This is a genomic window from Thermoanaerobacterium sp. RBIITD (assembly GCF_900205865.1).
In the GTDB taxonomy this organism is placed as follows: Bacteria; Bacillota; Thermoanaerobacteria; order Thermoanaerobacterales; family Thermoanaerobacteraceae; genus Thermoanaerobacterium.
Map to the genome: position 1 here is coordinate 326,946 of NZ_LT906662.1, position 26,436 is coordinate 353,381.

Annotated in this window: 19 protein-coding genes and 1 pseudogene; 2 read left to right on the forward strand and 18 right to left on the reverse strand. The window is 31.5% G+C overall.

The genetic code is table 11. The features are described from left to right. Window positions 1-96: 96 nt before the first annotated feature. On the reverse strand, window positions 97-1,374 hold the full coding sequence (locus tag CPG45_RS01575; RefSeq protein ID WP_096230321.1) for a sugar ABC transporter substrate-binding protein: 1,278 nt from the start codon (window positions 1,372-1,374) through the stop codon (window positions 97-99). Window positions 1,375-1,703: 329 nt separating this feature from the next. Next, window positions 1,704-1,901: a helix-turn-helix domain-containing protein gene (locus CPG45_RS01580; protein ID WP_096230322.1), complete on the reverse strand. Its 198-nt coding sequence runs from the start codon at window positions 1,899-1,901 to the stop codon at window positions 1,704-1,706. A 234-nt stretch (window positions 1,902-2,135) separates the two neighbouring features. Between CPG45_RS01580 and CPG45_RS01585 the strand changes: the two genes are divergently transcribed. Then, on the forward strand, window positions 2,136-2,576 hold the full coding sequence (locus tag CPG45_RS01585) for a helix-turn-helix domain-containing protein (RefSeq protein WP_096230323.1): 441 nt from the start codon (window positions 2,136-2,138) through the stop codon (window positions 2,574-2,576). 113 nt (window positions 2,577-2,689) lie between these two features. Here the strand turns inward: CPG45_RS01585 and CPG45_RS01590 are convergent, their stop codons facing one another. The 8 genes and pseudogenes from CPG45_RS01590 to CPG45_RS01625 form a co-directional block, all read right to left on the reverse strand. After that, window positions 2,690-3,838, reverse strand: a complete 1,149-nt coding sequence (locus CPG45_RS01590) for a plasmid pRiA4b ORF-3 family protein (RefSeq protein ID WP_096230324.1) — start codon at window positions 3,836-3,838, stop codon at window positions 2,690-2,692. 122 nt (window positions 3,839-3,960) lie between these two features. After that, window positions 3,961-4,419, reverse strand: a complete 459-nt coding sequence (locus CPG45_RS01595) for a protein-export chaperone SecB (protein ID WP_096230325.1) — start codon at window positions 4,417-4,419, stop codon at window positions 3,961-3,963. Beyond that, a complete protein-coding gene (locus tag CPG45_RS01600) occupies window positions 4,416-4,814 on the reverse strand; it encodes a helix-turn-helix domain-containing protein (RefSeq protein ID WP_096230326.1) in 399 nt (132 codons plus the stop codon). Before CPG45_RS01600 ends, CPG45_RS01595 begins: the two co-directional genes overlap by 4 nt. Window positions 4,815-4,852: 38 nt before the next feature. Continuing rightward, window positions 4,853-5,272, reverse strand: a complete 420-nt coding sequence (locus tag CPG45_RS01605) for a hypothetical protein (protein WP_096230327.1) — start codon at window positions 5,270-5,272, stop codon at window positions 4,853-4,855. A 153-nt stretch (window positions 5,273-5,425) separates the two neighbouring features. Then, window positions 5,426-5,542: pseudogene (locus CPG45_RS17830) on the reverse strand (sugar phosphate nucleotidyltransferase); the annotation flags it as partial. 16 nt (window positions 5,543-5,558) lie between these two features. Continuing rightward, entirely contained in the window at window positions 5,559-6,395 is an 837-nt protein-coding gene (locus tag CPG45_RS01615) for a DUF1848 family protein (RefSeq protein ID WP_096230329.1), read from the reverse strand. 85 nt (window positions 6,396-6,480) lie between these two features. Next, window positions 6,481-11,328, reverse strand: coding sequence for a DEAD/DEAH box helicase (locus CPG45_RS01620; RefSeq protein WP_096230330.1), 4,848 nt, complete (start codon window positions 11,326-11,328; stop codon window positions 6,481-6,483). Between the two features lie 2 nt (window positions 11,329-11,330). Continuing rightward, complete coding sequence (locus CPG45_RS01625) at window positions 11,331-15,167, reverse strand: hypothetical protein (protein WP_231968923.1); 3,837 nt, start codon at window positions 15,165-15,167, stop codon at window positions 11,331-11,333. A gap of 660 nt (window positions 15,168-15,827) precedes the next feature. Between CPG45_RS01625 and CPG45_RS18070 the strand changes: the two genes are divergently transcribed. Continuing rightward, entirely contained in the window at window positions 15,828-15,965 is a 138-nt protein-coding gene (locus tag CPG45_RS18070; RefSeq protein WP_157732303.1) for an IS3 family transposase, read from the forward strand. Window positions 15,966-16,467: 502 nt separating this feature from the next. Here the strand turns inward: CPG45_RS18070 and CPG45_RS01640 are convergent. From CPG45_RS01640 to CPG45_RS01675, 8 genes are all read right to left on the reverse strand, one after another. Beyond that, window positions 16,468-18,891: a CRISPR-associated helicase/endonuclease Cas3 gene (locus CPG45_RS01640; RefSeq protein WP_096230333.1), complete on the reverse strand. Its 2,424-nt coding sequence runs from the start codon at window positions 18,889-18,891 to the stop codon at window positions 16,468-16,470. A 25-nt stretch (window positions 18,892-18,916) separates the two neighbouring features. Next, window positions 18,917-19,675 (reverse strand): CRISPR-associated protein Cas5, encoded by a 759-nt coding sequence (gene cas5 / locus CPG45_RS01645; RefSeq protein WP_096230334.1) that lies wholly within the window; start codon window positions 19,673-19,675, stop codon window positions 18,917-18,919. A gap of 3 nt (window positions 19,676-19,678) precedes the next feature. Then, complete coding sequence (locus tag CPG45_RS01650; protein ID WP_096230335.1) at window positions 19,679-20,272, reverse strand: type I CRISPR-associated protein Cas7; 594 nt, start codon at window positions 20,270-20,272, stop codon at window positions 19,679-19,681. Next, complete coding sequence (locus tag CPG45_RS01655; protein ID WP_096230336.1) at window positions 20,263-21,858, reverse strand: TM1802 family CRISPR-associated protein; 1,596 nt, start codon at window positions 21,856-21,858, stop codon at window positions 20,263-20,265. The genes CPG45_RS01650 and CPG45_RS01655 overlap by 10 nt, the downstream gene beginning before the upstream one ends. A gap of 110 nt (window positions 21,859-21,968) precedes the next feature. Then, window positions 21,969-22,106, reverse strand: coding sequence for a putative toxin-antitoxin system toxin component, PIN family (locus CPG45_RS01660; RefSeq protein WP_096230337.1), 138 nt, complete (start codon window positions 22,104-22,106; stop codon window positions 21,969-21,971). 125 nt (window positions 22,107-22,231) lie between these two features. After that, a complete protein-coding gene (locus CPG45_RS01665) occupies window positions 22,232-22,561 on the reverse strand; it encodes a GNAT family N-acetyltransferase (RefSeq protein ID WP_231968924.1) in 330 nt (109 codons plus the stop codon). 128 nt (window positions 22,562-22,689) lie between these two features. Further along, on the reverse strand, window positions 22,690-23,961 hold the full coding sequence (locus CPG45_RS01670) for an McrC family protein (protein ID WP_096230338.1): 1,272 nt from the start codon (window positions 23,959-23,961) through the stop codon (window positions 22,690-22,692). Then, the gene (locus CPG45_RS01675) at window positions 23,961-26,240 is read right to left on the reverse strand and encodes a DUF8426 domain-containing protein (protein ID WP_096230339.1); all 2,280 of its coding nucleotides are present in this window, start codon (window positions 26,238-26,240) and stop codon (window positions 23,961-23,963) included. Before CPG45_RS01675 ends, CPG45_RS01670 begins: the two co-directional genes overlap by 1 nt. Window positions 26,241-26,436: the final 196 nt, after the last annotated feature.

Below are 26,436 nucleotides of genomic sequence, written 5' to 3' on the forward strand. Positions count from 1 at the left end.
CTTAACAAACATTTTTTTGCAAGACTATAGAAAAGTAAAATATGCAATTCTATAGTCTTGCTTCGTAAACAACATTAACTAATAAGTAATTATTTATTACTTTTTATTTATCACTTTGTTAATTTGCTCAGAAGCATTTTTCAATGCTTGTTCAGGTGACGCCGTTCCAGTAAGAGCTTCTTGTATTGCTTCCTGAATGGCAGTTGAAATTTCTGGCCATCTTGGCTCTGGACCTCGTGGTCTTGCAACGTTCATCTCTTCGCTAAGCACAGATAAAATAGGATCATCCTTCCAGTAACTGGACGTCTCTGCAACATCTTTTCTCGATGGTAAATATCCAGCCTCTTTATACCATTTTTCAGCAATTTGTGGTTGTTCAAAAAACTTGATAAATTCCCACGCTAAATCTTTATGTTTACTACTCTTTATTACTGCTATGTTTTCTCCTCCTAAAGCTGATGCCGCTGTTTTATATGTAGGCAATGGAGCAACTTTCCAATCTTCGTTTGCTTTAAAATCTGGAGCAGCCTGTTCTATCGTTGGTATTTCATATGGCCCATTAATCATCATTGCAACCTTCTCACTAGCAAATTGTGCAGTTACAATATCACCTTGAGTTTGGTTTAAAACATCTTTACTTACATATCCATTCTTTACTAAATCTGTCCAAAAACTTAAAGCTTCAATACCACCTTTAGAATCTAAATTGTTATAATCAGCTCCCGCTTGCCATACAAAGGGTAAAAATTGAAATGTACTTTCCTCACTTTTTATCGCTGAAAAAGCAAGTCCTTTTATATCACCCTTTGTCAATTTTTTTGCATAATCTTCCAGTTCACTCCAGGTTGCAGGTGGTTTGCTTAATCCTGCATTTTTAAACATTTTTACATTATAGAAAAGAACTAAACAGTTACTGTCAAGAGGCAGTCCATAATATTTTCCATCTAACATTACAGAATGTATAGGTCCATCAAAAAATTTTTTTACCTGGCCCCATTGTTCTATTTCTGGTGTTAAATCTTCTAATATACCCATCGATGCAAAAGAAGCATGATCAGGACTATCAATTTGCACAAGATCAGGTAAATTACCACCGGTAGCACCAATTGTAATCTGTTGTTTTAATTGTGCAAAAGGAATATATTGAAATTTTATTGTCACTTTACCATCCTTAGATTTAGAAAAGGCATCACCTATTTCTTTAAGTGCTTTCTGTTGATTAGATTGAGCAAAATAATGCCACATAGTCAATTCTACTTTACCTTGTTGAACATTTGAATTAGTTTTTTTTGATGAAGTATTACCGCACCCAGTCAGTAGAACGCTTACACTAAATATAAAAGTCAAAATGCATAAAAAACCTTTTTTAAACATAACCAAATACTCCTTTCTAACTTACTTGATAAGTTGTCACACACTCCCAAACTTTTCATTATTTTATAAAAATTTAACACCTCCATTAATTATTAGATTTTAATTTGCAAAACCCAAAAAACTTTAAAATCTTAAGGTTTCGCATATTTCAAAGGACTTCCTCCAATTTCATAGAATTATCATAATATAACTGAAATCATGCCAGAAAAGGAGGCATCCTTATAAAACTAAGTTTAAACTATTAAAAGTTATTAGTGCATTGTATAACATTCAATTTACTTAATTTTCACAGCAATTGGTATCATTTACATTGTCTAGAATAAAGATTCTTATTTTCTGTTTTCGATAAGTTCGTTTAGGTCAATCTCTGGAAATGCATTTTTTAGACCTGTTATGAATTTATTCCCTGGACGCGATTCGCCTTTTTTAATGCGTATTAGTTGTCGTTGGCTTATATAAACTTTTTGTGATAATTGTTTTTGAGTTAGACCATATTTTATAAGTATCTCATTAATAACATTTACCATAGTTATCCTCCTCGTAATAATCTATTTGATTATTTTTATTATAGTATATAATCATTTGGATGTCAACTATCTAGCTATTAATTTTTATAATTAATCTCTATATAGATTACATATATATCACTTTTTTCTACATGGTTACAAATTTTAAATTAGTTGTCACTTTATTGTTGACATTCATGTCACTTTTTTGCTATAATTGGAAATTGAAAAGCAATTTTTAAAGGAAGTGTTACGATGAGGAATAAAAAAACAATTGGCGATGTAATAAGAGAATTAAGACAAAATAAAAATATATCTCAAAGAGAGTTAGCAAATATACTAGGGGTTAGTAATACTGCAATATATAAAATAGAAAATAATAAAAATAAATATTTTGATCCTGAAATGCTTTCTAAAATTGCTAAAGCACTTGATACAACATCTGATGAAATTATGCGTCAAGTTAATGAAAGTAATAATATTGAAGGTCAAAATACTTCTTCAAATTATAAAGATATACCTATTGAAGATATTGAACAGTTTTTAGATGGTCGAAAAATGTTAACTTTTAAAGGACAAGTTTTGACAGAAGAGCAATTAAGATATGTATATGCTTTTTTAGTTACTGCTGATGAAATAAAAAAACAGCAAGAAAAACTTCTCAAAGATCCTGAATATAGAAAGGATTTTGAATAAAAGTTAATTTATGTGAAAAAATTATAAAAGAGGGTTACCTGTGACCCACTTACCGTTAGAGCTTCTTTTAAACATGATAAACTTATTTGACCAATTTAATAAACATTCCATAGTTAGCAACTTAATTCATAGAATGAACTAATCTTTTTATTTACCTCCTCAATATCAAATTCTTTGTATCCTTGATTCTCTCCCCAAGCCATCATATTTTCATATTCCGGATTGTTTTTATCAGAAATTATTTCTAAAAATTCATCATAGCCATATTCACCGCCTACATCTTCTGGTGGGGCATTTCCTTCCCCATCAATACAGACAGCATAATTTTTATCATAATTGTCAATGATCTTTTGAACTTCAATATAATGCTGCCAATTGTCTCCAAAGTCATAAACATACATCAACCTTTTATATTGCGGAATATATTCTGATAACTTAATACCCGCTTCAAAAATCATTTCTATGCCGCTCTCGTTCGGATAATCAAAAGCTTCTTCATCGCTGACTAAATTTACAATCGCCTTATATCCATCTTTACTGTAAGAAGGATGATTGATAAATGAGACATCCTGTCGTTCATTGCCATAAATGAAAAATTCGTGAAGATGATAATCTTGCCAGCCAAAAGCAGCCTGAAGCACTTTGTGAAGCTGTGTAAATGTAGTATTTGTGGGAACAACAAGCCTGCGCCAAATATTATGATTTTCTATCTCAAGTGTTACTTTTAACTCTACTGCCATGCATTTAAAAATGGGTCTATCAGCAAAAGCTTCTAAATCTTTAAACATTTCTTTACTTGGAGGTGTATATCCTTCTTCCTGTTTGCCTACCCAATAACGGCTTGCCACTTTGCTTACAAAAGTTTGATAAACTGTATTGTCCAAAAGCAAATCTTCATATAAGTACACCACATTACAAGCAGCATTCATTTTCCCTACATAAATACTATTTTTTGTTTTTCCGTATACAACTTTTCCCGCCTGTCTTATATACTCTTCCACAATTTCTTCATCAATACACTCATCTAATAACACCAGACGAATAGCATTTAAAATAGCTTCATCAAACCTTCTAAAATCCTTTGCCTTAAGTCCATATAAAACAACCACATATCTGTTTTTATCATTTACAAGAACTATCGTTTTCCTTCGATTCAATGTAATTAAATTCGCGTGCCAAGAAAATAATAAATTTTCTTCTTCATACGTAACGGGTTTTCTCTCCAGCACATCTAACAACTTTTTTGTACATTGTATTAACATAGCCTATCACACCTTATACACGATCATTTTCAATAATACATAAAATCGTGGTCATAGTCAAACAAAAACAGTAATTTAACATAATTGTTTTTAAAACTATAAGCAAATTCCTTGTTTCCTGTTTATTTTTTATTTGCTTCATTATTCTTTTTCTGCTGCATTAATTTAAAAATATTTACCATAGGCAATTTTACTGGTGGATTTATTCCAGAAAGAGATGTAACAGTTAAAATATATGCCCGCGATAACTGAGAAAGTGTCGTTAAGCCATTTAGCTCCAGCATGCCAAGAAAATCATCTTGTTTTAACTTTTGAGTATTTCCAACAAATACACCTTCCATAGTTAAATTAATTTTAAACAAAATTGAATTCTTAACTTTTGCCTTTATCACAGTTATAAATTCAATATATCCTATATATTTATCTTCCAATTCTTTAACTTCTTTTATATTATAATCAAAATCGTAAGTAACATGTACTTTAAACTCATTTGTTCTTATATCTCTCGTCTCAATTTTAAAATCAGATACCCTATTCCCAACAAACTGAAAGTCTGCTAACACCTTATTTACATTAATCATGACCCCACCGCCAATTTAGTCTCTAATTTCTTATCTGTTTCATCATTTAGGTTTTCTTCAAAGTCAACTGTATCCCAGATTTTAGCTTTGCTATTCTCTTCCCCAAATATTATCTTAAAATTCCATCCTAGCTTTTTTGAAATTTTCCACAGTTGTTCAATGGTTGGATTATATTGACCACTTTCAAGTTTTGATACCATTGATTGCTTAATTTCCAATTTCTCAGCAAGCTGTTTTTGCGTCAAATCATTTTTAATCCTAAATTCATATATCTTCATAGAAATCTCATATAATATATCATCTAATTCAAACTTTTCTTTTGTTGATTCATCAGCTAACTCATCAATTAACTTCCATGCATCTCCTAATTTTAATTCATTGTCAATAATCTCCATAATAAATTCCCTCCTCATTTTAATTGCATTGCAGAAAGCTAATCCAGTAACTCTCTTATTTCATCTAATCTTTCTTCTGCAATATAGATTGCCTCTTTATAACTACTTTTGCTATTATTTTTTGAATTTTTTTCTTCAAATGTACATAACAATAATGCAATATTTTGTTTGTTATATCCAGTAAACTTAAAAATTATCCTTATATTTTTCGATCCCTTAAACTTCATTGAATACAATCCATCGGTTTTCTTTAAAATTTCAAACCAATCTCTTTTCTTATAACATTGATTTTGATACTCTTCTAAAAATTTAAGTCTTTGCCTATACATTCTTATAAACTTTTCTTTATATCCACTATATTCCAAAATATTCTTTAATTCTTCTTCAAATTTAGGATGTGTATAAATTTTAGTACTATAAAATTGCTCCGGATATATTATATTATACAACACCTTCATTATGTGTCTCCTTACTTATATTATATTACTTATAAGTAATAAACACAACTATATTTAATAAAAATATTACTTATAAGTTATTTTACCCGCTTTTCTATATCTTAAACTATTCACAATATCTTTTTAATAAGACTGCTATTAAATTGCTTATTTGGCATTTAGTATTGTTGATATCTTCCAAATGAAAATTCCGCTATTCCACATGTAGTCTCCACGCTCGACATATTTCACTGCTGTATCATAATCCGGCTTTTCTACGAATCTTTCTATATGTAATAATAAATGACTATATCACATCAAATATACTGATTTGTTTACTTTCACATTTCCTATCTGGTAATCTTTTTATCAATTCAATATCTTTATTAAGTAAAAACATTGATCTATTATTATGTTGTTTATAATTCTTCATAGCCAATTCTCTATTATAATTGGCGTAGCAATAATAACATCCATTAGGACATGTATTATACACACCTATATCTACACTTTTGTAACATCCACATTGTTTTCTAGTTGGACTTTTAGATGATTTGATATTTATATTAAATAATCTATTTAAATATTCGGCATCAATACAACTTGCCTTACTAATTCTATCGCTTATTAAAAAATCGTTGCAACAACTGTATAACTTTATATCGTATTTCTCACCAATATCAGCTAATTTTTCAGCAACCTCTTTTTTATATATTATGTTTTTATCTAATAATTTAATGTTCCTAACTTTCTCTAAATATTCAAAATTTCTCAAAACCTTAGTATATATATTAGCAAAGCTAATGTAACAACGATGTGTATAACCATATAATCTTTTTGCTATTTCGGTAAATTTATTAATATAAAAATCAGCTTCCGTTACATTTGTAAGAACTATGGGGTCAAACCTCCATTGAATATGTTCCGGCGAAAATTTTGAAGATATATTAATAAATTGCTCTATGGCTATATTAGGATCTATTACATTCTCTTCTAGTATTCCTTTTAGTCCCGTTATCGTAAATAAAAAATATAACCTGTACTTATCTTTTAGCTCATCCAGTTTATTGAGCAATGGTCCATAATTTTTCGACCAGAATACAATAACATCTACATCTTCAGGATTTAAAGAAATCTCTTGTATATGTCTATTGTAACAATATTGGTGATTATTTTATTATAATCGCAGATTACATCTATAACGCAACAGAACTATCCTTCTGCATTTTTTATTTGTGTTGATTTAAAAGGTTATTAATAAAATCTATTACGTAAATTCTTTTTAATTTATCATGGCAATACTGATTTGTATAGTTGCGTAAGCACCCATAACAGCTTGTATCAGCCCTTTCTCCACCACATTCACAACTCGAAACAACGTCTAATGTCCTATTCAATACTCTTATAAAGTTTTCCTTATCGGCGATTCTTTTGACTTGACCGGCTCCACCAGGTACGTCATCAAATAATACTATAGCAGGGCTATAAGGATCTTTTGAGTATGTGTATAAAGTACCATCTATATCCTGCCGCTCAATCTCCAACTCTCGACAAGCTCCTTCAATTAAACCATATAATAAGGATTCCCAAAATCCTTCTCGTTCATTGGAATAGCCCACGATTTTTAATGATAATATATCTGTTTTAAACTCATAGCCAAGCGAATAGCGAGATAATTTACCTTTGCAACTTTTACCCATCGGTGTTTTATGGATCTTCAAGGGGTTGCCAGTATTAATTTCTGAGTAACCACAAGTTTCACATACTTTAAATCCTCTTTTCCCTGCACTATTTATAACTGCTAACTTTCCATCACCTGCTTGAATATTTATGTGAAAACCACCTATCTCATACTCATGTTCTCTTTCGATTTTACCTTCTTTTGCAAAATATTTTCGAGTGCTGTATGTCCTTTCAGGCTTTACCAATGTTGGTTTCTGCGGTTCTCCGGCTATAAATCCAAATTCAGGTGTAATGAAAACCCCTCGATTATTTCCAATCTTATGTCCACAGACGCTGCAAGTATCAAAATCTTTTTCGACATCAGCAATATTGCTATAATAATGTCCACAATAATCGCAAATAGCATAATTATATTTAATCGGATCGCGGTCAGGCAGTTTTTTAATGTATTTACTAGTCCATAATTTACCTCCAGCAACAATCTGACTTTCTGGAGCATATTCTGATAATGCTATTTTTAAATCTCTTGTCAGTTCCAATCCTTTAGCTTCATCTCCATGATGATCCACTTTCAATTCCACTACATCTACAGGGAATCCATACTTAGGAATAACATTATTTTGAGACAAATAATTAATAATGTAGCGTCGTTCCAAAGTGTTTATAGTCCTCTGAATTGCTGATGCTTTTGAATAGTTTTTATCATTGACGCATTCTTCTTCAAAGTTCCTTAATTCCCTCAAATCATTTAGCAAATTTGCCTCTGCCTTTTTTAATACACCTTCTTTCTCATCCAGCAAACCATACATCCAACTCCAATCATCGATACCAAGTACATCATGCAAATCATCTGGCACAATTCTCATAAGGCTTTCTTTTAATTCCATTGGCCTCTTTATCAAAAAATCCTCTATTATCGTGGTAATTGGCCTGTCATCTTCGATAAAAAATTTTTTAACCTCTCCAAAACAATTTGGATTTAATCTCCAAAACATCGCTAAAGCTACAGCATATACATGCCTTTTTATGATTTTTTCATTTTTAATCTCGATGTGCGGTGTTTGTACCTTCCCATTGACAATATTTAATGGATCTGAATAATAAGTAAAATCATGCGACCGTCTTTGAGCAAATGTAAGAACAAACGCTGTTGTACTAGTTCTCCTACCTGCTCGTCCTGCACGCTGTACATAATTGGCAGGCGTTGGTGGTACATTGCGCATAAAAACCGTCTCCAAGTCTCCCACATCAACACCTAATTCAAATGTTGTAGAGCTACTTAAAACGTTGATCTCTCCATTCTCAAATTTTTTTTGGATTTCTGCTGCCGTTTCAGTAGTAAGCTGTGCAGTATGTTCACTGGCTTTTAAAGTTAAAGGCAGTATGTCTGTGTAGAGTTTCCTATAGTGATTATCTCTAAATATATCTTTTGGATCACACTCAACTAAACGTCCATCGCATCGATATGTAGGGCAAACTCCCAAAACATTGTGCAACGATAGCCTATTACACTTAGTACACCTGTACCACTTAATCGATTCATCAACTATAGAAGGAACAAGTTTCCAATAATCCAAATTCAATCTAAATACCTGCCCGATATTGTTACGTTCATAGTGACTTGATATATATTTATTCCAAGGCGATTTATTACCTAACAGTAATTTATTCCATACATTTTCTAGAAATTCTTCTATTTCTTTGCGACTAATATTCTTTCCTTTAGCTTTAAAAAGACGCATTAAAAAGTCCAGGCGAGTATTATTTCTCCCTTTAGATACAGGATTCCAACTATAAATATAGCCAGGTATCGCATAATTCTCCTTAAAATAGAATTCTTTATTTAATGGTGCAAAAAATTGATCTTTTGGACTGACACTATCAGGAAAGCAAATAGCCCCATTTTTCCGCATGCTATCCAAAAGAATCATCATTATCCTTTTTATCTCATCTTCTGTAAGATTCCAAGGATCACTTTTTAGTGCTCTTCCAAAATTTATATCAGATGGCATAACCGGCACAAACCCTAAAAGTCCAAGTGATTCTAAGCTAGTTGAACCGCCTCTGTCCATAAACTCATAAAGCACCCATTTCCATGCTTCTTCTTCCAATTGCTGTTGGCTTAAATCAAAAAGTTTTAAATCATTCATCAATTTTTTTAGGTATTCAGCTAAATCTTCTACTCTCCATTCATTTTTAATAACTTTATCCTTGTACTTTTCTAATGTCATGATAATAAGGCGCCTTTGCAAAATTTGGTTATAAGATGTCTGTAAATACGTAGAAAAGAATGCAGCATCCTGCCGGCTGTCAGAGAATATCAACATTCTGCGATTGCTCTCAGTTTTAGCTTCCTCACTAATCTGCACATTCCATCCTGAGTCATTATCAATATCATCATTTATTACATCTTCAATTTTATCAGGAATCTCTTGATAAAGAGCAGTTGATAAAACACTTGTAGCAGCTTCATTTCCAATGACAAATCTCCTTGCTACTGAGCCTATTGTATTCATTGTTCCACAAGCTGGGCACTTATGTAATGCGCCATTTTTACTATCGCTTTTAATGACACAAACTTTATACTCTTCACCACAGCTGCAAAAATCACTTATTTCATTTATATCCTTTATGGCACCGCACTTACCACAAAGCACATATTCTTTTTCCAAAAAATTAACATCTTCACCTGATGACACTATCTCATCTTCGTTTTCTGGAACGAGCTCTTTATTTCCAACAAGCAAAAAATATTCTAAATTGTTGCTGTCTTCAAAATAACGATTGCCAGGTTGTTTTAAAAACTTTATATCATTCTTTCTATCGATTTCTCCAACTAAATATACTGAACTGCACTGAGAACATGTTGCAATTTCAAAAACTCGGTATTTGCATCCTTTTTCGTCTTCTACCCACTCACGCCTTTCTAAGTATAATCGCTTTTTAGGAAATAGAGAAATAAAACCTCCTTCAAGAGCTCGTATAAACAGATGATATCTTGCTGGAAGCAAAGGCTGTTCATTTACACCCATTTTTGCGTTATTTGCTAAGTGAACTAATGAAACTAACAATTGTTGCTTATCACTTTCATCTTCAAATAATACATTAGCAGCTTTCGACAAATACTGTGGCTCTTTTTCCAGCATGTTTTGTAATGCAATCAACCGACTATCACCACTAAGAACTATATAAATAAATTTTCTCCAATCCCCATCCGAATTTTTTCTCGCTTTTTCTAAAACATCAATGGGTATACCGGCTTTTAAGCCTTCTTCAATCAATCTTTCAATTTTATTTACGTCTTTCCCTTCAACTATTTCAACCCACTTATTATAAAGACTAACATCAGATTTATTCCAGCTTTCTTGTGAAATAACAAGCCTCTTTTTGTTTCCAGTCACAACATCTTGACGTCTTGAGTCACCTTTAATCCACTCGAATTTTTCACCAAATAACCTCTCAGCAAACTCTGTCACGTCTTTATAATCATCTTCTTTTTCACCAACAAGTGTTGCACTCGTACCTATGCACTGTAATACACCATGTCGACTTTTTACTACTCTATCTTTTAACCTTCTTAAAAGCATAGCCAATTCAATACCCTTGGCTCCTGAATATATGTGTATCTCATCAATCACAATAAATCGCCAATTCTTTGCATAGTCTCCATCAAAAAACACATTATCCTCCGGGCGCAATAACAAATACTCTAACATCGCATAGTTAGTAAGTAAAATATGCGGTGGAGTATCCTGCATCCTTTTTCTTGATAGTAGCTCATTTGGCAGCAAATCTTCTTTTGGATTCATCTTCTTAAATTGCTCTATAGCTTGCTTTTCTTCTTTTTCAGTTTCACCTGTATAACTACCAAATGTTATACTAGGATAATTTTTAAGAAGTCTACGCATTCTTTTTAACTGGTCATTAGCAAGCGCATTCATAGGGTATAATAGAAGAGCTCTCACTCCAGGTCCTAACTTACCATTTTCTTTTTCTCTAAATAAATGATTAAGAATAGGTATCAAAAATGTTTCGGTCTTACCACTTCCGGTACCTGTCGCTATAATTAGATTCCTTCTATCTTTAACTAATTTATAAATTGCATTTTTTTGATGTAAATATAGGTTGCGCTCTAATGGCAGCTCTTGCGTACAAAGTTTTTTAAACTCATTTGATAAAACTCTTTCCTCAATCATATCGTCTATAGAATTGCTGCTTTCAAATGGCGGTGTAGCTTCTAATATAGGTCCCTTTGAAAATCTACCTACTCCTCTAAGCTCTTCTTTCAATTGTTTCTGCAAATTTACATCGCTAAACGAAAATGTAGTCTCAACATAACTCAAATATCTATTTACAATTCTCTCTGTGGCAGAAAGCGGGTCTAATTTTGCCATCTCTATCCTCTCCTTCTTATTCTAACAAAAATAGAGTCAGGAAGTATTACATCATTCCTGCATTCACGATGTGCTATTTCTGAAAATAATACTTTACACCTTTTACAATACGTATATCCATCTTTGTCTCTGTCTATTAAAAAAGGAAGTTTAGTAAAATATTTTGGATCTAACATAAAGTAAAAGCTTGCTGGATTGTATTCAAGAGGTACAATATTGCCACTTTCGCCAAAAGTATAAATATTGCCAACCATCCCTTCTTCTCCTTCAAATTCGGAATATGTCTTTATATCATCGATCCAATAATTTCCTTCTGATACGATCTTCTTTCCGTCAACATCAAAAGCAACTATATCTAACCCATTTTCTATAACTTCCTGTAATATCTCACTTTTATCCCCTACTATGATATCCATGCAATTTCCATCTTCTGCCATCGGCAACAAAGCTTCATCATCACTCCATGGATCATCAACGTCAAATTGTAATCTGTATGTACCAATAGGCAGTTTCTCTATATCTTCAGAAATTTCTAACTGTGATACCCCATCAGCAATGATATACTCAATCATATCTAAATTCTCTTCATTTAATGGCCATAAACGGACAACTCTATTAGATGCCTTTCCAAGATCCTCCCACTTGATTGAAATTATCCTTTTTCCATTGTCTATTTTCATACTTAATACAATATCTTTTACCTGCCAATAGAGTCGAATGCGTCCAAGCAAAATCGGAGAAATATCTTCATCATCGAATGAAAGAACCAAATCCTGAAGCACTTTGTTGCAACTTCGAATGCTGTCACTAAATTGGCGCAAATTAAACACTATTGCTTCTTTTTTCACAGTAGGTACAATTGTTTGAACATCAGGAGATAACGTTAATTTAACTTTTGTAGAAGTAGAAGTAGGTAGCTTTAAGTAAAAATTTCCTATATCTTCAAACCATATCTCTTCAATGCTACTACACCATTCTTCAGTATCATCAGTTTTCCAATAAATTTTTGGAACTACAATAGATATATCAATGCTAACTTCTGTGTCTAAAAAATATTGCAATAACAAATCTACTTGATCATTTGCTGTATCAAATTCTATGTAATTTTTATTATCAGCGACTTCTACAACATTCGCATTGGTATAAAGCATTACTTTAAATGGATATTGCGAACTTAATTCTAATATGCCTAATTGGATTTTTCCCTTTTCCTGTGGCGGATACAACTTTTGATTAAATTTTATATTTAAATCTGGTACCACCACAATGTCATCAGTCCATATAATACTTTGCTTATAAATCAATGATACTTTGCATACGCCATAAATGTGAGAAACAATGGCACCCAGATTGATTAAAATGACATTTCCACTCTTAATAAATGCATCAAAATCTGCAAGTGGCATATAGATGCTATTATCTTGATAATCAAATCGCAAACCATAATAAGATATATCATCATAATCATTTATTGAGAAAACTATATCTGGCAATCTATTATTGTACACTGTTTTTCCGCCTGAATGTACTCCTTTTAGCATATTTCCTTTCAATACCTGCAGCTTAATATTTACCCTTTTTTTATATAGATATTGTCCTCCTCCACTTTCAATAAGAAACATGTCAATTTCATTTAAATCGATGTAGCAAAATTCATATGCAGACCAATCCCCTATTAGTCTTTCTCTTTCTTTTACTATCTCATTTGGAGTAAATTTGCTGCCTATTGGAACAACTATATATAAGCTGTCATACGGTAGATATAAAAGATCTTCTATAAGCTCCTTTCCATTTGTAAAAAACATGAATTTATAGTCCTTATCAATACCCTTTACCTTCCACTCATGAAATTTCTTACCTATCAATAATTTAAAATGATAACCTTCCATTGGTCTTTCAATATTAAAAGAAACTGGTACAGTACAGTAGTTCTTGTCATCCGTTTTTCTTATGTCGATCTTTATCTCTTTTCTTATATCGCTTTCTTCGTTTAATGTAAAAATAACTTCCTCTTGATTTTCAATGAATTGTGACGGTATTTCAACCTTAATTGCTCTCTCTATGGTATCCAATCTGATGATTGGTTTATGTACGGAGATTCTATTTCCTTCTCTTTGTTCTTTCCTTTTTCTTTCTTCTGTAAGCAAATTTTTACCTTCTTGCTGCCACCAATCCTCCATAGATTTTTTTATTCTCGATGGCAGCAAAATATTGTATGTATTTTCTTTCTCATGTTCTAGACTTTGAATTAATAATAAGGATTGAAAAATAAACTGATCCGCTATTTCTCCACCTTGATAAATAAAGACACGTGTGGATTCATTCATAAAATATAGAGGATTAATAGAGTCTTTAAACTCGTCCATCAGACCTTTTTTCTTCTGCTGTACTCTTTTCAACTGTTCCTCAATTTCATGTTCACTCGAATACTTCAATTTAAGTGATAAATTTTTTACTAATGTATTGATATCATACTGAGAAAAGATTTCACTCTTGATTGATTTTATCTTCTTTCTCAAATTCCTCTGCTCATTTAATTCTTCTTTTCCTTCATCTAATTTGCCTTTCCCTAAAATAACTAAATTCTGCTTATATGATGCAATCTCATTGTTTGTTTTTTCTAACTGCTTTTTAAATTGTGACACAATATCCTCAGTTGTATAAGTATCACTTATTGCTGCTGCAGCTTCTCTTTCTGATTCAACTATCTCCTTTAAAGACAACTCCAAATTCTTTTTCTTTTTTAAAAGCTCTTGAAAATTAATTAACTCATCAATATGTTTCTCATTAAGATCTTTTAAGAAATCCTCCTTTATTGGAATATTAACAAACATATAAGCTAATTTTCTTTTGTTATCATTCATCATCATATACTTTCTTGGCATAAAAAGTCGGAAAAACAGCCCCATAGGGCCACCAAATCTTTTCTTGTCGTCCATAACGCTTTTAAAGAGCAATTTTATTTCATCAATAGAAATATCTAAAACTGCTTTAGCGCTTTCATCATCCCAATGATTAAAAAGTTTCTTTGCTTCACTTTTTATTCGATTATTTAATTCTTTATATTCATTTTCAAAAGTAGACCGCTTCTCGAATATCTCACGAAATCTCTCCAATTGCAGGCTTATTTTTTCGCTTTCTGCCTCTTTTTCTTCTAGCCATCTATCTGGAATCAGCAAAAGTTCCTTAAGCACCTGTGACTTTTTTATTAGTTTTCTTAATTTAATCAAATGCTGAAGTTTTACAAAATTCAAAAATACATCCTTGGCAATCAGCAATTCTCTTTCCTTTTCATCAAGATTATGAATCCTATCCTCTTTTTCTATATATGCTTTATATTCTTTCCTCCAATTTGATACAATGTGCTTAACTTCTTCAAAATTGATATTTAGCCCTGCTTCCTCTCTTTCTCTGTATATCCGAAGTATAATATTAGAAAAATAATCATTGAGATAAAAATTAGGGATGAAACCATGAGCTAAAATTGGCATGATATAACGCAGCTTATCCTTAAACATCACCAATTTATATTTTTTAACTGTCTTTAAAAAAATCTCGCCTAAATATTTTTGCAACTGCATTTGATCTGATGATATATTTAAAATATTGTATACATGTGACCAGAAATTGCCATCCTGATAGTATATAATGCCAATCCAAACAAGAAAAATAGATACAGTTAATGACTCTGACTTAGCAAAAGAAGGCTTCACAACTTCTTTTGAAATTAAATCAGCTATATAATTTAGCTCATCGCTGTTAAGCTCGATAAAGCCTAAAACCCCTCTTACTGCAGATTGATTAAGTAAATTCTCAAAATACTTATCACTCTCTTCCAAACAAGTACAATCCCTCACCCCATACATCACACCTCTAAACTTTCGATAAAACATTCTTATTCAAATTTTAACACCAAGCACTTAAAAAAACAATATCAAAAATTTTCTCACATAAAAAAATAAAAAAAACAATAAAAATTTCTAACTCTTATCAAAAGATGAATAAGATGATCTTTAGCTTCTCTTTTTATTTTATCAGATGTTATAGACATAACGCGGCACTTTATTTGTAAATAAAATTAGAACCTATTTTTATAAAATTTCGAAATTAAGATTAATAATACCTATTTGTCTACCTTTTACAGCTTAATCTCCAATAACTTTATCTACATATTTTATTAATTCATACCTCTTACTATCAAGTCAAAAAGTTTCATTCCCACTCATCTAAACCAGTTGAAGAATAAAAAGAAAACCTTCTTAAAAAGATTATTGGGTATTCATATGGTTACTTCTACAACTACTAAATTAGCAATCAGAGCTGTAGAAAATACCTGCTTAAATGTTAAAAAAACCAAATGGCATTATTCTGAACACAGTACACAAGCTCTAAATTTGAGGAATATCTATCCTAAAAAGGCATTGTTCATTCCTTTGCAGAAACGGCAATCCCTATGACAATGCTTGTATTAAATTCTTTCATTCTGTATTGAAAAAAAAGTGGTTAATCATCACAAATATTATGATTTCAGCGACGCTAGAATAGCAATCTTTGAATATATTAAATCCTGGTATAATCAAAAAAGGATTCATAGTGCTATTCCCCTCAAGAGGCGTATGAAGCTGCTCTTACAATGATATGAAAACTTAAACTATTTGTGTCTACACTATTAGCACAGGTCCATTTTTGATATTAAACAATTCAGCGTACTCAAACAGCTTTCTTATATTTTTCTTTTGGTCTTTTACATAGCGCTGGACTGCATTGTTAAATACTTCTTTTTCAAGCTTATTCTCATAACGAAGAACATCACATATAGTCCTATCGAGGGTATTCTATCAGTATAGCCATAATAAATAAGTGCGCTTTCTAGAAAAATGACTGCATTAGGAAATAGCCTAGCTATAATGGCTTCCTCTGGATTAATACTATTTGATAGTTCATAATAGCCACGCTTGGTTTTTGTAATTATGTTTTTTTCGCACCTCAACATCCGCTTATTGATTCACAAAGCGGGTATTTTAGTGCAATTTTATCATATTTTTTTAGAAAATTTCAAAATTAAAATTAATACACTGTAGTTATTCTGTAATAATATTACTTAAAATTTTTTAATGTTAACGACTATATAATTTTCTTTTAAATAAATTTAAAACCTGTTTCCTCATCATATAATTTAGATACATCTTTTGGTGAAATCCACCGTAGTGAACTCTGTACCCCATTTCTGATTTCAAAATTCTGCAACAAATTGCTTTCAACTTTTCGTTCTTTAACTTGTATTATATAATCATTCATTTTTGCCGTAATATTCCTTAATAACGCCTTGCGTTCAAATGAATTGTAATGTGCATAATCACCTCGTTCTAAAATAATATTTTCATATTCATTGGCTAAAACAGTAGCATTTTCATCCTTCTCCACATACACATCGCATATGAACGACAAATCCTCTATTAACTTAAATTCTGGTATCTTATTAAAATCTAATTTCAATATACCTTCATTCCATATATTTTTCGATTCTTGAGGTATACCTAAACTTAATATTTTGTCATAATACCTATCTACAATTTTATTATATTGCCATTCGTAAATTTCTTTATATTCTCTCAGCAGATCCATTGTTAACTTCCTATTAAAAAGGTGATATATATAATCGCTATCATGAGCTAATTTTACTATGTAAACTGGCAAGTGTTCACCTTTTTGACTATTCCTATTCACACGACCAGCCGTCTGTACCAATGAGTCTAATGGAGCAAAATCTCTAAAAGCTATGTCAAAATCTAAATCTACTCCTGCTTCTATGGTCTGAGTAGAAACCAGAATAACGGATTTATTAGCTCTCAATAGCTTATCAACTTCCTGAATAACCGACATCCTCTTTTTTGGTATTATGTTAGTCGATAAATAATACACAGGAGTATCAATACCTCGTCCTTTGAGTTCTGACTTTAATGCATAATATACCTCTATGCTTCTTTCTATAGTATTTACAACTATGACAGCCGATTTAAGTGGATTCCATTTTTCAATAAAAAATTCTACAAATTTGTCCGTATTCATTTCTTCTTCCAAAACTGGTACAAATTTAGTCCTTTTCAATTGAGCAAAGTATGTCTCTGAAGAAGGAAACAAATCAATTGTTTTCTTACTACTATATTCATGACTATTCAGTAACCGATCACCAAATTCCAATATCTTCGGCTGAGTAGCTGTCATAAGTATGAATCGAGTACCATAATATTCAGATATTTTCTGCAAAGTAGCACCAACAAGAGGCATATATTTCTCTGGTATTGCTTGTACTTCATCCAATATTACGATACTTCCTGCCAATTTATTAAGTTTTTTTAGTGCACTGTTTCTACCCGTAAATATAGATTGAAATAATTGGACAAATGTTGTTAAAATTACATCTCCTTCCCAAGCTTCTATCTCAAGTAAAGCTTTGCTTATCGGTATATTTTCGCTAGATTTTATATTAGATGCAATATCAGCCAATCTATGATGCACAACCAAACTTGCCTGATCTCCTATAACATTTTCATACTCTTTACGTGTCTGTTCGATAATATTGATAAATGGAATAGCAGTTATTATTTTTGGAACATATTCTTCTATATCTTGTATTCTTTGCTGTAATCTTAAAGCACATTGTAAAGAAGATAAAGTTTTACCAATTCCGGTAGGAGCAGTAATAATGAAAAATCTGCTGTTTTTTATCTGTTCATCTGTTAAACTATCTACATTATTCATCATCTCTCTACGAGCATTTTCTCTTTTTAAAAGCAATGTTTTATCAACACTACCCTTATCCTTAAATGCCAAATACTTGGCAACTCTACTATGTGAAATAGACTTTCCTGACCTATGTACGAGCTCAGCCGAATCTAGTTTGTCGCTATCTACAAGCAATGAAAACATATATATAAGAAAAAAATACCATTGTTCATCAGCAAATCGTCCCATTTTTAAAAGTTGAGGCATATTCATAAAATATTTGTTTCCCTTTAATCTCTCTAAATCAAGATATGTTGAAAAATCAAGATCCTTTAAATTCGGAGCAATACTTGATAAATCATCTAAAATTTGATGTTGATTTTCAAATAAATTCTGCCTTATTACATTAAGCTCTTGCCACATTACATCTTGACCTTCAATGGTAAACAACCGATCCAATGTCAAAGAGTTGTGGTGCATTCGCACAATAATATAGCACAGATACATAAGTATATACATTAAATTCTCATTCTTACATATCATTTTAACTTTATCAAATAAAAATAAATAAGAAAAGCAAGCAGAGATATGAGCATGATTTTTATAGGAACCTTTGTAATTACCTATTAAATATTCTTGAAAAAAATTCGAGTATTTACCTATATCGTGGAAAAAGCCAATATTATATGCTAAGTATTTTATTATATCATTGTCCATATCCTTAAATTTTACTACATTGGGCACTATTTCAGTACACATCTCTGCAACAGCTTTCAGATGTTCATTTAATGGTTGTCCATATCTTTTATCTTTGTCAAAGTGAGCAAGATATTTCATAAAACCACTACCTTTTACAACTTACTTACTGCATCCACATAATGTTTAATCCATTATCTAATTTTACATATTGCTTAGCTGTTACTTTTATAGGACTTCCTTCAATATTTATTAAAATATTTTTAAGCCCCCGCTCTGTAATTTTTCTGCCTTTAGTAAACTCCAATGGCACTTCTTCTTTTATTAACCTATACCATCTATCTGTCATATTTTGCAACTTTATATCATCTATATATTCCATCGGTATGGCAGAATACATGTCAACAACATCTGATTTATATACTTCTTCTGCTTCATATACACCTTTCTTTTCTAACCATCCCAAATTAAAAGCAGTGCCTAGTGCTACTGATATGCCTTGGGTATAATACATCGGCATATCATTTACTATCCATTCTAATTTCTCCATAATATTATTATCAGAATGATGTATCCATATTTGATAGCTTACATATCCAGTTCGTATATTAAGCGGTATAACAAGCTCTGTAGCCGCCTGACTGTGATTCTCAGCCGAGCCATTTAAATCATTTTTGCTCTTTATCATAAGATGATTAAGCTTTTGCATACATTTTTTTATTGGCATTTGACAGGCTACGGCAATTTTGCAATTATCTATAGAAAATGTCTCATAATACGTATCTCTTTCCATACCTAATAGGCCAGCCACTATACCAGATATTGTAGTTCTAGGAGGTAAAAAATATGAAAGGACCGAAGCATTGGAATGTACTTTCCTAAAATGCGCCATTTTACCATTTACTGAAAATGATACTACTTTCATAATCTAACCAACCACCTTATTGGAAATAGGAGCCAATAAATCAACTTCTTTATATAAAGGCATATTTACAAGAGATTTACTGGTATCGATATATGGATATACCCAGCCAATTACTTCATCTACATATCCCTTTTGTTTCATTTTTTCTATAACGTTTTTAAGATCTTTAAAATCTATTTTGACATCATTAAGTGATCTTATAGGTTTATCATCAGGATAAGAAACCTCTAAAAATCGTCTCAAATCTCCTAGAAATACATCAAAATCAGGTTTATACACTACTTCAATGTAAAACAAAGGCTGTTGCCCTTGCTTACTATCTGTCTGATTAGCCATAATACCCTGCACTAAAGCTTTTCTAAATATAGAGGCATCATCTTCTGTCATCCCGGTATATTTTGCGCTATACTTATTCATAGTACCATAGTGAGCAACTAATGCATAATATATCTTATTTTTTTTACCAAACGTAGAACTGTTATCATTCATTATAGAAGTTATAGAATTAGATTTAACTTCTTCTACTGGATGAAGAGAATATCCCCAATTCATTTGTACTGGCCCAGTATATGATTTTGATACATTTTCTACTGCCATTGCGCTTCCAAATACAAAATATTCAGTTGTCTACACACATTAAATAAGATTAAATAGCCCATTATTAAATTTCTTATGAAATAGTCATCTGCATAATCTTTATAATTTTTCTTATATTCAGCTAGACCCATATTGAAATAATTTTTTACTTCATCCTTTTTAAGCTGATTTAATCCCTTATCAAGACCTTCACACGCATAGCTAAATAACTCATTCATATCAATCTGTTCACCGCATAATAATGCTTTGTAAAGTGATAATACTTTACCTGTCCATTTATTGCTATTCTTATCTTGATATACTGGAATTAATCTATAAATACTAGCAAGAGACATGTATTTTATATGTTGCCACATCATATTGACATTATGGCCAATAAGCTCCATTATCTTTTTAAAACGTACTGTAGGCACATCTTCTATAGTCTGCAATACACTAAATGATGTACCATCTGTTCTATATACTACAAAGTTCAGACTATAATAAACAATTTCATCTACACTGGCAAGCGCTTCAATGTTTTGAAGCCAATTATTTGCATCATCTTCTTTTAAAGCAAGATCCGCTTCTCTTTTTAACTTATATAAGAAATTGTAATCAAAATCTTTAATTAATCCTTCAGGCAATATAAAAACATCCTCGCCCGCTATCTTGCCTCTAAACATTTTTTGAATTTTCTTATCTCCATTAAGAAGATCTAAATAACAATCATGACATATGGAATATGTATTTTCATAGTTGAAATTATCAAGGATTTGAGACGTATTCTTAGTTGTTATTTCAAATAGCTTGTTTATCCCTTTTCTATCAAAATTTTTTATATAATCTTCGGTTTTAACATCATCTTTTTCTTTATGGCATATATAGCACACCTTTTTACTTTGTAAAGAAGGAGTGCAGCTTTCGTTTTCAATATTTTTATCTAACTTTACCAGCTTTATATATTCAGGATATTCAGATAAGACAACACGTTGCCCATCTTCCTGTAGGACTACAGGTACAACTAATAGAAACCGGTTTTTTTTGTTTTTTTCTCCAATTCCTATTCTAATAAATTGTTCAGGAGATACAACTTTATCACCATCTTCAGTGGACTTTGATAATGTTATTTTAGCTTTATTTGTATTTTCAGTAAGACCTTTAATCAAATAATTATCTGGCAATAAAAACATCTTATAATTTATGTTGCCAGCACCTTTCTTTTTACTTAAAGTGACTAACCCACTATCCTCCATCTTTTTAATAATCAAAGCCATTTTTCCATCCTGCATACCGTATTTACAAAGCATATTATATAAATCACTTATGGTACTTGTTAAAAGATAAGATAAAGATTCAGCATCCCTACTAAGGTAATACTGAAAGCCGCTGCCTGAATTGTTTCCAAAATATAATAATTGCTCTGTGGTATTCTCCTTCACAGGTTCTCCTGATTCAAAATAAATTTTTTTATGTTTAATATCAAATACCATATATACTACATATCCTTGTTCATCATTTTTTATTCTAGGCAATTCTTCTATAAGGCATTCGATATCGTCTGATCTATATTTACCTAAAGTTGCAGTAATAGCAGTTAGATTCATCTTATTACCTCATTCCATTAACATAATTTAATACATACTGGTCTTTAAATTAGTCAAATGCATCATTTTAACTTTTATTTTATCAAATGTTATGGACATGATGTGGTACTTTATTTATAAAAAGAATTTAAAATCAGCAGATCATCACCAGTTATTATATAATTTGCATTTACATAAACAGCTTCATTAAGTATAATGTTATCCTTTTTGTCTCTACAATCTGTTATCTTATCGTATATAACAAGCATTATTGTCTTTATCGCTTCTTATGCACCAAGTTTTACGCATATTTTTTCTCTCTTGATCCGAAAGCGGCACAATATCACCACCACAAGCTTTAATAATTTAATTCTATCATTTTCCAGTAAAATAATCAATTAATCTTCAATTCCATTCTTCTATTTTTTGTCGTCATGCCTAAACTTTCGTAAAACTTAATAGCATCGCTATTAAATTCCCATACAGTTAATTCAAGTGTATCATAAGCTGATTTTTTTACATAATCAACAATATGTCTAAAAAGCTTTCTCCCCACACCTTTTCTTCTATGAGTGGAACTAACACATAAATCATCTATATAGACAAATTTTCTCTCTATTGATGAAATGTATAAAAAGCAGCAAGAATAACTCGCCAAAGATCCTGAATATAGAAAAGATTTTGAATAAAAAGTTAAATTGCGTATGCTAATATAGATGTTCACTGGTGATCAAAATCAATCAGTGGAAAGACATACACTTTTCACATACTACTCATTGTGTACCCCAGAAAATGTCCTCACTGGTCTTTATTGTACTACTCTTTCGTATACTCACTCAAAATAGTAAATGTTCAACTCCAAACAACTTCATCGATATAATTCATCAATTCATACCTTCTACTTTCATCAGTAATTAACTCTGCAATTTTAATAAGATTTACTGGTTGTAAGATTATACTTGCTATTTTAGAACCTGAAACAGGATCATTAATGTCAATCTTTTGTATAGTAGGAATATCACTTGTGGCTGGATAAAGTATTGTTGAAGTCTTATTTCCAATACCACTTACTGCATAAACCGATAACTGATATAACATCTCCCGTGGCAAATCATCATGCCATAAATCTCTATACTTGGCATCTATTAACTTTATTACCTTACCTTGCTTGACAATTGCAAAGTCTGGCCTCGGTGTTGGAGACTTTTTTAGGCGTGGGTTAAACTCTGCAACATATGTAAACATATCATGCAAGCTATACTGACATTTCACAGAAAAACCTCCGCCAAAATCTTCTAATAATCGTCCTATCAATGTTTCAAAAAATGCATTCATATCAAAAAAATATCCATTAAGGTCAATTGAACTTAAACCATCCTCTAACTGTATACCTTGTGATTCATACAAGATGTTTATTATTCTAAGTATAGAGGAATATCTTTCTGTCAGTCTATTAATACTATTCCAAGCACGATTCAAGCTAGTTCGCGTAAGAATAATATCGCATACATTTTCTTTAAGATAAGAAATCAGTCTTTGAAGGTTAAATTTTAATCTGTCATCCATTACCAGCTTCAACCCGAGTCTTAAACCAGAAAGTAAAATCTGATTAAGTATATTGTCTTCATCTCTAGCAAAGTATCTACACGGTAATGTATCCTTTATTAATCCACCTTGAGCACAAAGCTTATTCATATCAATTCTGCCTCTTGGCGATGACAAACATTCTTCTTCCTTTATATAGCTTTTTTGAAGTCCTCTTTGAATCAAATCTTCTGCCTCAACATAAAGTTCATAAATAAGCAAATCAAAAAAAGAAAAATTACCTAAGTTATGCTCTGCAGTATTAAATAACTTTAGATCTCTAAGTCCATATGCATATCTTAGAAGCTGATACAACGGTAGCCCATTTATCTTAGGATAAACATCAATCTGTAAATCCCCAAGTTTAACTCTTCCAACATATGAATTACTCTTAATTGATAGGCCACCTCTAATCTCTATAATTTCTAATATTCCCTTGCCTGTAAGAATTTTTGCTAAATTGCGAACGCCGCTATCCGCTAATTCTACACCATCCAAAACTATGCCGTCCCACTCTTTTAAACTGACTATCTTAGTCATCATGATTCCTCACTATTATTTTGATTATCTTCACTGTCATTATCTTCATCTGCTACATCATCATTGGTTGTCTCCACGCCTATGCGAATATCAGGACATGGTGATAGTAATGCTGTTACTAAATCAGAAATATCCGGTGTATCAAATAATTCATATCTAATCGTCTGATTTTTTACATCTACAATACTTCCACCTAAAATATTAGAAATCAATTCATAATCACCATAACAATATTCTTCAATAAGCGGAATAATATCTTCTTTTATAATTCTTTTAAACTTCTCATTATCTATAATGGGTTTTTCCTTCTCTAAAAAATATGAATGGCCGATTTGCAGATTGCGAGCATCTTTGCCAAGGTTCTCACATATTCTACTATTTAATTCCTTTAGCCATTCTGCAAGTGGTAAACCTTCAAATACCACACCATCAAATAGGCTATAATCTGGCATTAACTCTATAAAGCCAAAGCGTCTGCGAAGTGCAACATCTAAAAGAGCAATCGAACGATCTGCTGTATTCATCGTCCCTACAATATATACGTTGTCTGGCACTTTGAAAGATTCATTTGAAAATGGAAGTATAACCTCTTTGCCGCGCTTTCCTACTTCAATAAGTGTAATGAGTTCTCCGAAAATACGTGATATATCTCCGCGATTTATCTCATCAATAATCAAATAAAACTTTTTATCTGAATTTTCCATTGCATCTTTGCATATTCTCTTAAATATCCCATCTTTTAATTCAAATACCGTTTGATTATTTACAACCCTTGGTTTAATTCCTTCTATAAAATCTTCATATCCATATGATGGATGAAAGCAGCACATGCGAACATAACCATTTGTCGTACTGTCACCCAATATCAAAGCTTTTTCATTCTGTGAAAGTGAATCATAAGGCTTGTGAAATAGACTTCTTGCTGCAAATTCACTGCAAGCTTTTTCAGCATAGTATGTTTTCCCTGTTCCAGGAGGTCCATATAAAATGACTTGCTTCTTGCGCGCTAGTACACCTTCTATTTCTGCAACTGTACCCGTAAGAGGTTTTAATATAGGCTCAATCTTAATTTCATCAATTTCTTCACTCATCAATCTTCTAATTTCAAAGATGTTATCAATATCTCTATATTGGAAACAGGCAGTTAGTTTCCCAGTGCTAGCTTTTGGTAAATGAACAGGTTCTTTAAATATTTTTACCCATTCGACATTTCTACAATGTGAATAAGGTCTATCTTTTACATATTCATAATTCCCAATAACTTTACCTATTCCTAGTACTTTCTCACCAAGTGCTGCTACTACAACATCTCCAATTTCAATATTTCTGTAAAATTTTATTATTTCTCCAGCTTTTCTACTTGCTACATTATTGTCATATCCATAAAGTTTTTTAAGTTCCTGAGCAATATCCTCTTTAATGCTCTTACTTTCATCGTATGAAGTCAAATTACCCAGTTTTGCCCAGCCTATACCTACATATGAATTCGACTTCATATCCTCCCAATAGCTATTGCCATTATCACCTGTGCCAATCCTAAAATAATTTACAGGCGGTCCAAACAATACACACATTGAATTCATTACATAACTTGTAGGTAATCCTGTCTTTTTTATAATTTGCATTAATTGCCCAGACATCGTATAAAGTTTATCATCTTGCACTGGCTTTATATTGCAGCAAATAAGGGCATGTACTTGCCATCTTGTAGAATGAAAGGCATCTATTTTATTTGGATATAGTATATGATAGTACTTATGCACCCATCCAAGGTTTTGCATATTATATACTAATGTGTTGCTTAGTTGTTCCTGTAGCTTTATATAGTCTTCTATACTTGCATCATCTGAAAGTTTATCAATCAAATTTGCACCAGCAACTAAAGCATCTCTTATTTTTCTGCCAAGTTCAACCGCTTCATCAACAGATAAAATAGTAGGATTTTGAGGGTTACCTGTGACCCACTTGCCGTCAGAGCTTCTTTTAAACATGATAAACTTATATGAACTACCACCAGAAATGCTGCCATAACTATTAGAATTTGTTTTAAATTCATCATCGTTTTTGAATTCCAGCCAATAACTTAATCCATCTTTATTACCAATATTAAAGATAGTATCTATCAAAAGTTCACCATCTAAACTTTTTAATCTTTCAGGGCTGAATTTTTCTTTAAATATGTTATATCCCTGATTTAATTGTTCAAGAGGCAATAGTTTTTTATCTGTCAGGAGTTTGTCACAAGTCTTCTTTATTTCTTCTATCACATGATCATCCACTAAAATACCTCCATTTCAATCATATATAATTTTTTGTTACTCTCCTGAAAGGTTCCATTCCATATAATTATAGCCATCACCAAAAAGCATGGCATGACTAAAAAACTGGACTTGCGTCAATACAGTAGACACAAGCCCCACTTCATAACCCATATTTACAATTATTTAACTATCAATACACGCATAAACAACTATT

What these genes read in the sequence shown, in the direction of transcription:
- CPG45_RS01575 (WP_096230321.1), bottom strand. Translation starts at nt 1,374, where the DNA reads ATGTTTAAAAAAGGTTTTTTATGCATTTTGACTTTTATATTTAGTGTA.
- CPG45_RS01655 (WP_096230336.1), bottom strand. Translation starts at nt 21,858, where the DNA reads ATGAATCTAACTGCTATTACTGCAACTTTAGGTAAATATAGATCAGAC.
- CPG45_RS01585 (WP_096230323.1), top strand. Translation starts at nt 2,136, where the DNA reads ATGAGGAATAAAAAAACAATTGGCGATGTAATAAGAGAATTAAGACAA.
- CPG45_RS01580 (WP_096230322.1), bottom strand. Translation starts at nt 1,901, where the DNA reads ATGGTAAATGTTATTAATGAGATACTTATAAAATATGGTCTAACTCAA.
- CPG45_RS01640 (WP_096230333.1), bottom strand. Translation starts at nt 18,891, where the DNA reads ATGAAATATCTTGCTCACTTTGACAAAGATAAAAGATATGGACAACCA.
- CPG45_RS01670 (WP_096230338.1), bottom strand. Translation starts at nt 23,961, where the DNA reads ATGACTAAGATAGTCAGTTTAAAAGAGTGGGACGGCATAGTTTTGGAT.
- CPG45_RS01650 (WP_096230335.1), bottom strand. Translation starts at nt 20,272, where the DNA reads ATGGCAGTAGAAAATGTATCAAAATCATATACTGGGCCAGTACAAATG.
- CPG45_RS01595 (WP_096230325.1), bottom strand. Translation starts at nt 4,419, where the DNA reads ATGATTAATGTAAATAAGGTGTTAGCAGACTTTCAGTTTGTTGGGAAT.
- CPG45_RS01600 (WP_096230326.1), bottom strand. Translation starts at nt 4,814, where the DNA reads ATGGAGATTATTGACAATGAATTAAAATTAGGAGATGCATGGAAGTTA.
- cas5 (WP_096230334.1), bottom strand. Translation starts at nt 19,675, where the DNA reads ATGAAAGTAGTATCATTTTCAGTAAATGGTAAAATGGCGCATTTTAGG.
- CPG45_RS01660 (WP_096230337.1), bottom strand. Translation starts at nt 22,106, where the DNA reads ATGCTTGTTATATACGATAAGATAACAGATTGTAGAGACAAAAAGGAT.
- CPG45_RS01590 (WP_096230324.1), bottom strand. Translation starts at nt 3,838, where the DNA reads ATGTTAATACAATGTACAAAAAAGTTGTTAGATGTGCTGGAGAGAAAA.
- CPG45_RS01620 (WP_096230330.1), bottom strand. Translation starts at nt 11,328, where the DNA reads ATGGCAAAATTAGACCCGCTTTCTGCCACAGAGAGAATTGTAAATAGA.
- CPG45_RS01605 (WP_096230327.1), bottom strand. Translation starts at nt 5,272, where the DNA reads ATGAAGGTGTTGTATAATATAATATATCCGGAGCAATTTTATAGTACT.